This window comes from Rhodococcus chondri (genome assembly GCF_036327435.1).
In the GTDB taxonomy this organism is placed as follows: domain Bacteria; phylum Actinomycetota; class Actinomycetes; order Mycobacteriales; family Mycobacteriaceae; genus Rhodococcus; species Rhodococcus chondri.
In genome coordinates, this window is the sequence record NZ_JAUZMZ010000166.1 from 1 (window position 1) to 10,009 (window position 10,009).

Genomic DNA, 10,009 nt, shown 5'->3' on the forward strand with positions numbered 1-10,009 from the left:
GTCGAATCCCCATCTCGGCTCGATCCGCACGTACACGTGCAGGCCGTTGCCGCCCGAGGTTTTCGGCCAGCCGGTCGCGCCCAGTTCGTCGAGCCGAGCACCTCGTGTACCACCCCCGCTACCCGCCGGACACGATCGAAGCCGCACTCGGGCATCGGGTCGAGGTCGATCCGCCATCGTCCGGGCATTCGACGTCGGCCCGTCGCGAGTTCCACGGGTGGAACTCGACGGTCGACATCTGCACCGCCCAGACCACATCCGCCAGGTGCGTCACGCAGAGCTCGTCCGCATCGCGGTTGTAGCGGGGAAAATGCACCCGCACCGTCTGTACCCAATCCGGCGCGCCCCGCGGCAACCGTTTCTGATGCACCTTGTCTCCGGAGATTCCCTCCGGGAACCGGTGCAGCATGCACGGCCGATCCCTAAGGGCACGCACGATCCCATCGCCCACAGCGATGTAGTAGTGGGCAAGATCGAGCTTGGTCGCTCCGGTCGCCGGGAAGTACACGCGCTCGGGGTTGGAGATCCGCACCGTGCGCCCGTCGACCTCGAGTTCCACGGCCTCGGACGAGTCCTTCTTTGCATTCACAGCGCCCGCTCCCCCTCCCATCGGTGACAGCTCACACCCGCTGTCCATCCTGACCCGCACCACTGTCGCGCACCGCGTTTTCGCCGGTATTCGGTTCGCGGCGCTGTCTTTCGGCGGCGCCGGGCCGGGTACCGCGATACCGTCGAACGGTGCTGCTGGAACGGGTGGTGGAGACGTCCGCGACAGTCGCGGAGACCAGATCGCGCCGCGCGAAGATCGACGCGCTGAGCGCCCTGCTCATGCGGCTCGACGCGGCCGAGGTCGAACCGGTCGTGTCCTGGCTGTCCGGCGAACTCGTGCAGGGCCGGGTCGGCATCGGCTACCGCACCCTCTCCGGCCTGCGCATTCCCGCCTCGCGCACGCCGACCCTGACCGTCGCGATGCTCGACGATCTCTTCGACCGTCTCGCCGCCACGGCAGGGGCCGGGTCCGCAGCGGCGCGCCGGGAACTGCTGTCGGAGATGTTCGATCGCGCCACCACCGCCGAGCAGCGCTTCTTGGTTCAGCTCCTCGGTGGTGAGCTTCGGCAGGGCGCCCTCGAAGGCGTGATGACGGACGCGGTTGCACGCGCCGCAGGTCTACCCGCCGAACCCGTCCGGCGGGCGTTCATGCTGTCGGGGAGACTTCCGCACGCTGCGGCCGCCGCCTTGCAGGGTGGACTCGGCGCGCTCGCCGAGTTCCGTCTGGAGCTGGGCCGGCCCGTGCGTCCCATGCTTGCGGCTCCCGCCGAGTCCCTCCGGTCCGCCGTCGACGAGCTCGGTGAGGTCAGCGTCGAATACAAGCTCGACGGGGCCCGCATCCAGGTACACCGCGACAACGAGCGCGTGTGGGTCTTCACCCGCACCCTGCGCGACATCACCGCGTCCGTACCCGAACTGGTCCAACTCCTGGCCGGTCTGCCGTGCCGCAGTGTCGTCCTGGACGGAGAGACGCTCGCCCTTACCGATGCCGGGCGGCCACGACCGTTCCAGGAGACGATGAGCCGGTTCGGCGCGCGCAGCGAGCGAGAACTACTGCTGCATCCGTATTTCTTCGACTGTGTCCATCTCGACGGTGAGGATCTGCTCGACCGCCCCCTGTCCGAACGACTTTCGGCTCTCGAGCGGGTGGCGCCCGGCCATCGGGTCCCGGCGGTGATCCGACCGGACGCGGATACCGCCGGAGCTCATCTCGATGCATCGCTCGAGCACGGCCACGAGGGTGTGATGGTGAAACAGCTGGCCTCGCCGTACATCGCCGGGCGCCGCGGCCGCGCCTGGCAGAAGGTCAAACCGGAGCACACCGTCGATCTGGTCGTGCTCGGAGCCGAATGGGGATACGGTCGCCGCCGCGGGTTCCTGTCGAATCTGCATCTCGGTGCCCGCGACCCCGACGGCGGGCCACCGATCATGGTGGGCAAGACGTTCAAGGGCCTGACCGACGCACTGCTGCGGTGGCAGACCGAAGAGTTCCCGAAACACGAATCCCACCGTGACGAGCACACGGTGTACCTGCGGGCCGAACTCGTCGTCGAGATAGAACTCGACGGCGTGCAGACCAGCACGCGCTACCCCGGGGGCGTGGCACTGCGTTTCGCGCGGATACTGCGCTACCGTCCCGACAAGTCGGCAGCCGAGGCCGACACGATCGATGCGGTCCGGGCACTGCTTCCCGGAGGCGGACTCCACACCCCCGTTCCGGACCAGGGCCTACCGTAGAAGGCGTGATCGACGCCGTGACCTCCTCCCCTCGACCGCTCCCCCGGACCACGCCGGTCCCGCTCGACGCACTGCGTTCGCTGCTCGACGGCCGTCGTGTCGCAGTGCTCACCGGCGCGGGCGTCTCCACCGACTCCGGCATTCCCGACTATCGCGGGCCCGACTCACCACCCCGCAATCCGATGACGTTCCAGCAGTTCGTCGGCGACCCGGTGTTCCGCCGCCGGTACTGGGCGCGCAATCACATCGGCTGGCGGCACATGGATTCGGCACGGCCCAACGACGGCCACCGTGCGCTGGCGGCTCTGGAGCGGGCCGGTACCGTCGTCGGCGTCATCACCCAGAACGTGGATCTGCTACACACCAAGGGCGGCAGCCGGAGTGTGATCGATCTGCACGGCACCTACGCCCAGGTGCGCTGCCTCGCGTGCGATCACCGCATCTCCCGCTTCACCCTGCACGAGCGGCTGACCGGCGCCAACCCCGGCTTCGCCGAATCCGCACATGCCACCACGGGTGTGGAGGTCGCGCCCGATGCGGACGCCGTCGTGCCCGACACCGACAGCTTCGTCGTTGTGGACTGCGACCGGTGCGGCGGCATGCTCAAGCCGGACATCGTGTACTTCGGTGAGATCGTGCCCCGTCCCCGGGTCGAGCACGCCTACGCGCTCGTCGACGCGGCGGACGCATTGCTCGTCGCGGGCAGTTCCCTGACCGTGCAATCCGGTTTGCGTTTCGTGCGGCACGCCAGGAAACGCGGCGTTCCCGTCGCGATCGTCAACCGGGGGCCGTGTCGCGGCGATGCGCTCGCAGACCTGAAGGTGGAGGCAGGCACTTCGGAGACACTTCGGGGGCTCGCCGGAGGGCTACCCGCTGACGGGAATTAGATGCGCACCAGATCGTCGGCGTGCACGACGGGTCGCTGCAGATCCCCCGGCAACTCGCGGGTGGAGAACCCGATCATGAAGTCGAGTTCGCTCGCGTCGTAGGCCACGACACCGCGCGCGACGGTGCGCTCGTCCGGCCCGACCAGGGCCACGACGTCGCCCGCGTGGAACGAGCCGCTCATGCCGGTGATGCCCGCGGCCAGCAGCGACCGACGACGTTCCACCACGGCACGCACCGCGCCGGCGTCGAGATGCAGAACCCCGGCGGCGTCCGCGGCGTGCCGCATCCAGAATCGCCGCGCCGACATCCGGTCGGGGCGGGCGGCGAAGGCCGTCCCGGTATCCGCGGCCGACAGGGCACGCTCCGCCTGCGACGCCGCGGCCAGCAGTACCGGAACACCGGAGTCGGCGGCCAAGCGCGCGGCGGACAGTTTGGAGGCCATACCGCCGGTGCCGAGCGCGCCACCCGAACCGGCGACGACACCGTCGAGGTCCTCGGGGCTGGTCACCTCGGGGATGAGCGTTGCCGAGCCCTTGCGGGGATCACCGTCGTAGAGACCGTCGACATCGGAGAGCAGAATCAGCGCGTCCGCGCCGACGAGGTGCGAGACGAGTGCCGCCAACCGGTCGTTGTCCCCGAACCGCAGCTCGACCGTCGCCACCGTGTCGTTCTCGTTGACGATGGCCACCGCCCCCAGCGAACGCAGCCGGTCCAGGGTGCGCTGGGCATTGCGGTGCTGGATACGGCGCGCGATGTCGTCCGCGGTGAGCAGCACCTGACCGACGGTGCGGCCGTAACGGGCGAACGACGTGCCCCACGCGTGCGCGAGGGCGAGCTGTCCGACACTCGCCGCGGCCTGTTTGGTCGCGAGGTCGCGGGGTCGGGTGGTGAGCCCGAGCGGCGCGATCCCCGCCCCGACGGCACCGGAAGACACCACGACGACATCGGAACCGGCCCGCATGCGGCTCTCGATCGCGTCGACGAGCGTGTCGAGCCGGCCGCGGTCGAGTCCACCGACAAGGCTCGTGATGGCCGACGACCCGATCTTGACGACGATGCTGCGTGCGGAAGCGATGACCTCGCGGGTGTCGCTCACGATTCTCCTCGAAACCGGCTCAGAAGTCGTCGTCGGACGCGAGACCGCGCCTGACCTTCTTGGCGTGGCGACGCTCCTCGGCGCCCACGCGATCGACCTGGTCGAGCCGAGCGTCGGTTCCCCGCCCGGTACGCACCACGTCGACACCGGCCGCGGTCTGCGGCACCCAATCGAAACTGACATCGCCGATGGTGACCGAGGCACCGGGTTCGGCACCCATCTTGACGAGCTTGTCCTCGACGCCGAGGCGGGCGAGCCGGTCTGCGAGGTAGCCGACCGCCTCGTCGTTGTCGAAGGCCGTCTGCCGCACCCAACGTTCGGGGCGTTCGCCGCGCACGATGAAACCACCGGGAACCTCGGGGTCGACAACCACGGTGAAACCGGCCTCGTTGCGGGCCACCGGCCGGATCACCGGCCGGGTGGGAGCCGCCGGCGGATGCGCCACGCGGTATTCCTCGACCATTTTGGCGAGCGCGAACGTGAGGGACCGAAGACCTTCGCGGCTCACCGCGGAGATCGTGAACACCGGCCAGCCGCGCGCCTCGAATTCGGGAGTGACGAACTCGGCGAGTTCGGCGGCGTCGGGGACGTCGGCCTTGTTGAGGATGACGATGCGAGGACGATCGGCCAGGTCTCCGAGGCTGTTGTCGCCGGACAGGGCGGGCTGATACGCGGCGAGTTCGGCCTCGAGTGCGTCGACATCGGAGACCGGATCGCGTCCGGGGTCGAGCGTGGCACAGTCCACGACGTGCGCGAGCACCGCGCAGCGTTCGATGTGTCGCAGGAAGTCGAGACCGAGACCGCGTCCCTGGCTGGCGCCCGGGATCAGACCGGGCACGTCGGCGACGGTGAACGTGGTGTCGCCGGACTGGACGACGCCCAGGTTGGGGACCAGGGTGGTGAAGGGGTAGTCGGCGATCTTCGGTTTGGCCGCGGAAAGCACGGACACCAGCGACGACTTACCGGCCGACGGAAAACCGACGAGGCCGACGTCGGCGACGGACTTCAACTCCAGGACGAGATCGAGTTCTTCGCCTTCCTCACCGAGGAGCGCGAACCCGGGCGCCTTGCGGGCTTTCGAGGCGAGCGACGCGTTGCCCAGACCTCCGCGGCCGCCACGCGCGGCGACGAAGCGGCTTCCGACGCCGACGAGGTCGGCAAGGACGTTGCCGTCGGGGTCGAGTACGACGGTGCCGTCCGGTACCTCGAGCACCAGGTCATTGCCGTTGGCGCCATTGCGGTGGCCACCCGCACCTTGCGTGCCGTTGGTGGCCTTCGCGTGCTGGTGGAAGTGGAAGTCGAGCAGCGTGTGGACGTTGCCGCCGACTTCGAGGACGACGTCGCCGCCGTTGCCGCCGTTGCCGCCGTCCGGGCCGCCGAGTGGCTTGAACTTCTCCCGGTGGACGGAGGCGCAGCCGTTTCCGCCTTTACCGGCGCTGACGTGCAGCACGACCCGGTCGATGAAGCGGGACATGGGTGGACCTCTTTCCGTCCGAGAACAAACCGAATTTCGAAACCGTGTAGCAAGACAACAGGGGCGGGTCAGGGTGTGCGACCCTGGACCCGCCCCTATTGGGAGTATGTCGCGAGGTTGCCCTCGCAGTGTCCTGTTCGGACGGCAGATCAGGCGTCTGCCGCGACCGGGACGATGTTGACGGTCTTGCGACCGCGCTTGCTGCCGAACTCGACCGCACCGGCCTCGAGAGCGAACAGCGTGTCGTCGCCGCCGCGTCCCACGTTCACACCGGGGTGGAAGTGGGTGCCGCGCTGACGCACCAGGATCTCACCGGCGTTGACGGCCTGGCCGCCGAAACGCTTGACGCCGAGTCGCTGGGCATTCGAATCGCGCCCGTTGCGGGAGCTGGATGCACCCTTCTTGTGTGCCATGACGAACCCTCCTGGGGGTTGAAGCCGAAGTTCGAGTTACTTGATGCCGGTGACCTTGACGACCGTCAGCTTCTGACGGTGGCCCTGGCGCTTGTGGTACCCGGTCTTGTTCTTGAACTTGTGGATGTGGATCTTCGGGCCCTTGGTGTGCTCGACGATCTCACCGGTGACCGAGACCTTCGCCAGCTTGTCGGCGTCGGTGGTCAGCTCGGCTCCGTCGACGACGAGGACCGGAGCAAGTGCGACAGTAGCGCCGGGCTCACCCTCGATCTTCTCGACCTTGACGAGGTCGCCCTCAGCGACCTTGTACTGCTTACCGCCGGTCTTGACGATCGCGTACGTTGCCATCGGACGGCTACCCCTTGCTTCTTCGAACGTGCTCGCGTCACAGTGCTGCGACGCGACTGGTCTGGTGTGGTTGCTGACTCGGGCCCGCCGCCGACCTGAATCCAGGCGCGGCTGGGCAGTATCGCCGAGTAGCGACTGAACAAGATTACGGGAAGGTGACTCCCAGGGTCAAACCGGGTGGCGCGGTCCCGGACCGGCACGAAACCGGCCCGGGACCACCACTCACACTTCGGCGTCGACCGGCGGCCCCGCCGGGCGACCCGCGGCGCGTCGGCGACGAGGCCGGCGCACGACCGCCACCGCTTCGTCGACGACTGCTGCCGCAGGAACCGCAGCAGCAACCTCGGTCTCCGCTGCCGGTTCCGGTGCCGTCACCGGGACGACGACGACCGTTCCGGCACTGTCGGCGGTGCCGGTGGGCGCGGCAGCAGCGCGGGACACACGCCGGGCCCGCCGGCGTCGCGGTGCGGGTTGCGCCTCGACGTCGCCGTCCTGCGGTGCTGCCGACTCCGGGGCCGGCACGTCGGCCGTCACCGGTTCGACGGCCGCCTCCGCTGCGGCAACCTCCGCCGCGACGGCTTCGGCTTCGTTCCGCTCGTCCGCGGTGGTGACCACGGCGGTGTCGACAGCGGAAGTGTCGGCACTCCGGGCCGCGACGGCCTCCTCGACCTTCGCCGGTTCGGCAGCCTTCAGCGGCTCAGCGATCTTGACCGGTGTCGTGTCGGTTCCTGCATCCGCGGAAGTCGTGGACGCCGCCTCCCTCCCACCGTTCTCGCTGTCTGCTTCGGAACCGTGGGAGTTGTGCGCGGCCATCGCCAACGCCACCGGATGCGCCGCACGTTTGGCGACCTCTTCCGGCGACAGCGTCGGCGCGGGCGCCTGCTCCACGGCGGGTTCCGGGGTGCCCTTGTCGCGGCCACGCTTGCGCCGCGACGATCCTCCATTGCCCTGCGACGACCGTCCGGAATCTTCCGCCGGCTTCGATTCGATCGGCTCGGAATGCACGAGCAGGCCGCGACCGTGGCAATGCTCGCAGGTCGTGGAGAAGGCCTCGACCAGTCCGGTGCCGAGTCGCTTGCGGGTCATCTGGACGAGTCCGAGCGAAGTGACTTCCGATACCTGATGACGGGTGCGGTCGCGCCCGAGCGCTTCGGTGAGACGGCGGAGCACCAGATCGCGGTTCGACTCGAGGACCATGTCGATGAAGTCGACGACGATCATGCCGCCGATATCGCGCAGACGCATCTGCCGCACGATCTCCTCGGCCGCTTCGAGGTTGTTGCGGGTGACCGTCTCCTCGAGGTTGCCACCCGAACCGGTGAACTTGCCGGTGTTCACGTCCACCACGGTCATCGCTTCGGTGCGATCGATGACCAGCGTGCCGCCGGACGGCAGCCACACCTTCCGGTCGAGCGCCTTCGCGAGCTGCTCGTCGATGCGATGGGCGCCGAACACGTCGACCGACGAGGTCGATTCGTAGCGATCGACGCGCGGCAGCAGGTCGGGGGCGACGGTACGGATGTAGCTCTCGACCGTGTTCCAGGCCCTGTCACCTTCGATGACGAGCTTCGAGAAGTCCTCGTTGAACAGGTCCCGAACCACCTTCACGAGAAGATCGGGCTCCTCGTAGAGGGTCTTCGGCTGGCCGGATGCCTCGGCTTTCGCCTTCTCGGCCTGCTGCTGGACCGCTTCCCACTGAGACTGCAAACGCGTGACATCGCGAGCGAGTTCCTCTTCGGCAACGCCTTCGGCTGCCGTGCGGATGATCACGCCGGCGTCGGCCGGCACGATCTCGCGAAGGATGTCCTTCAGACGCTTGCGCTCGGTGTCGGGCAGCTTACGGCTGATCCCGGTCGAGGAGCCGCCCGGCACATACACCAGGAACCGGCCCGCGAGACTGATCTGCGTGGTGAGCCGGGCGCCCTTGTGCCCGACCGGGTCCTTGCTGACCTGCACCACAACCTGATCGCCGGGCTTGAGAGCCTGCTCGATCTTGCGTGAATTGCCGCCGAGGCCCGCCGCATCCCAGTTGACCTCACCGGCGTACAGCACCCCGTTACGGCCGCGACCGATATCGATGAACGCTGCTTCCATCGACGGCAGCACGTTCTGTACACGGCCGAGGTAGACGTTGCCGACCATCGACGGCGAGCCTGCACTGGTGACGAAGTGCTCGACGAGAATGCCGTCCTCGAGCACCGCCACCTGCGTCATGCCCGGATTCGCGCCGTCGGCCTTCTCGCGCACCACCATGACGCGATCGACCGACTCGCGGCGGGCGAGGAACTCGGATTCGGTGAGGATCGGCGGCCGCCGCCGTCCGGCTTCACGGCCGTCGCGCCGGCGCTGACGCTTGGCCTCGAGTCGGGTGGAGCCGCTGATCCCCTGGACCTCGTCCTTGACGGCACGGGTCTTGCTACGTGGTTCGCGCTCGTGGACGACGGTGTTCGGCGGATCGTCCTCGGAGACGACCTCCGCGGTGTCACCGGTGCCGCGCCGGCGACGACGCCGGCGCCGCCGGCGGGACGCGCCGTCGCCCTGCTCCTCGTCACCGGAGGTCTCGTCGCTGCTTTCTTCAGCGGCTGCGGCGGAGTCGCTTTCGGTTTCGTCGGCGACCGTCTCGGCAGCAACGGCCGGCTCGTCGGTCCGCTCGGTAACCGCGTCGGGCGTCTCGGCCTTCTCGGACTTGTCCTTGTCGGCCGTGTCGCCGGATGTCTCGTCCGACTGCTCGGTCTCGCCGCTCTCGCCGCGTCCGCGTCCCCGGCCGCGACGGCCGCGACGACGACGGCGGGGATGCTCTTCCTGATCGTCTTCGGGCTCCGCGACGGCGGTGTCTTCGGTGGCGGTGTCGTCTGCCGTCTCGGCAACGGTCTCGTCGGTCGGTTCCACGACCGGCTCGTCGGTGGCTTTCGCACCGCGACGGGCGCGTCGACGACGAGGAGCGGGTTCCCCGGCCTCGGGGACCTCGGGCTGCAGGAACAGCGGCGGAGTGAAAATCGGTCCCGTTACCGGCTCGGACGAGGGCTCGGGCATGTCGAACAGCGGTGTGCTCTGTTCGGGCGAGGTGAACAGCCCGGTCGGGCCGCCCACCGGAGATGCGACGATCGCGACGGGTGCGTCGTCGGCAGTTTCGGGCTCGGCCGCGGTTTCGGGCTCGGCCGCGGTTTCGGGCTCGGCCGCGGTTTCGGGCTCGGCCGCGGTTTCGGGCTCGGCCGCGGTTTCGGGCTCGGCCGCGGTTTCGGGCTCGGCCGCGGTTTCGGGCTCCGGCTCGGCCGGGAGTTGCGTTTCCGCGGCGGGAGCCGCTTCCTCCGCAACAGGCGCCTGGTCGGGCGCGGACAGTGCCGCATGCACCTCTTCGGCGACGTCGCGGTGCAGCGTCGAGTGCGCACTGCGCAACTCGGTGCCCAGTTCGGCAGCCTTCGCGATCACCTGTTTGCTGGTCAGTCCCAGCAGTTTGGCGAGGGCGTGCACGCGAATCTTTGCGGGCAGCCCCAGTGCATTTCC

The 10,009-nt window shown here is 68.8% G+C and carries 7 protein-coding genes and 1 pseudogene; 2 read left to right on the plus strand and 6 right to left on the minus strand.

All coding sequences use genetic code 11. From position 1 onward, the window contains the following. Positions 1-610: pseudogene (locus tag Q8814_RS21350) on the minus strand (DNA polymerase domain-containing protein); the annotation flags it as partial. A gap of 128 nt (positions 611-738) precedes the next feature. On the opposite strand from Q8814_RS21350, the gene Q8814_RS21355 reads away from it, so the two are divergent. Together Q8814_RS21355 and Q8814_RS21360 are read left to right on the plus strand one after the other, a co-directional pair. After that, positions 739-2,286, plus strand: coding sequence for an ATP-dependent DNA ligase (locus Q8814_RS21355; protein WP_330153989.1), 1,548 nt, complete (start codon positions 739-741; stop codon positions 2,284-2,286). Positions 2,287-2,303: 17 nt separating this feature from the next. Then, on the plus strand, positions 2,304-3,173 hold the full coding sequence (locus Q8814_RS21360) for an NAD-dependent protein deacetylase (RefSeq protein ID WP_408015959.1): 870 nt from the start codon (positions 2,304-2,306) through the stop codon (positions 3,171-3,173). Here Q8814_RS21360 and proB read toward each other — a convergent pair. The 5 genes from proB to Q8814_RS21385 form a co-directional block, all read right to left on the minus strand. Then, the gene (gene proB, locus Q8814_RS21365; RefSeq protein WP_330153991.1) at positions 3,170-4,270 is read right to left on the minus strand and encodes a glutamate 5-kinase; all 1,101 of its coding nucleotides are present in this window, start codon (positions 4,268-4,270) and stop codon (positions 3,170-3,172) included. The genes Q8814_RS21360 and proB overlap by 4 nt on opposite strands. A gap of 19 nt (positions 4,271-4,289) precedes the next feature. After that, on the minus strand, positions 4,290-5,744 hold the full coding sequence (gene obgE / locus Q8814_RS21370; protein WP_330153992.1) for a GTPase ObgE: 1,455 nt from the start codon (positions 5,742-5,744) through the stop codon (positions 4,290-4,292). 149 nt (positions 5,745-5,893) lie between these two features. Continuing rightward, positions 5,894-6,157 (minus strand): 50S ribosomal protein L27, encoded by a 264-nt coding sequence (gene rpmA / locus Q8814_RS21375; protein ID WP_330153993.1) that lies wholly within the window; start codon positions 6,155-6,157, stop codon positions 5,894-5,896. Positions 6,158-6,193: 36 nt separating this feature from the next. Next, positions 6,194-6,505: a 50S ribosomal protein L21 gene (rplU, locus tag Q8814_RS21380; RefSeq protein WP_330153994.1), complete on the minus strand. Its 312-nt coding sequence runs from the start codon at positions 6,503-6,505 to the stop codon at positions 6,194-6,196. Positions 6,506-6,727: 222 nt separating this feature from the next. Beyond that, positions 6,728-10,000 carry a translation initiation factor IF-2 N-terminal domain-containing protein gene (locus Q8814_RS21385; protein ID WP_408015960.1) on the minus strand — a complete coding sequence of 1,091 codons (3,273 nt, stop codon included), beginning with the start codon at positions 9,998-10,000 and terminating at the stop codon, positions 6,728-6,730. Positions 10,001-10,009 lie beyond the last annotated feature (9 nt).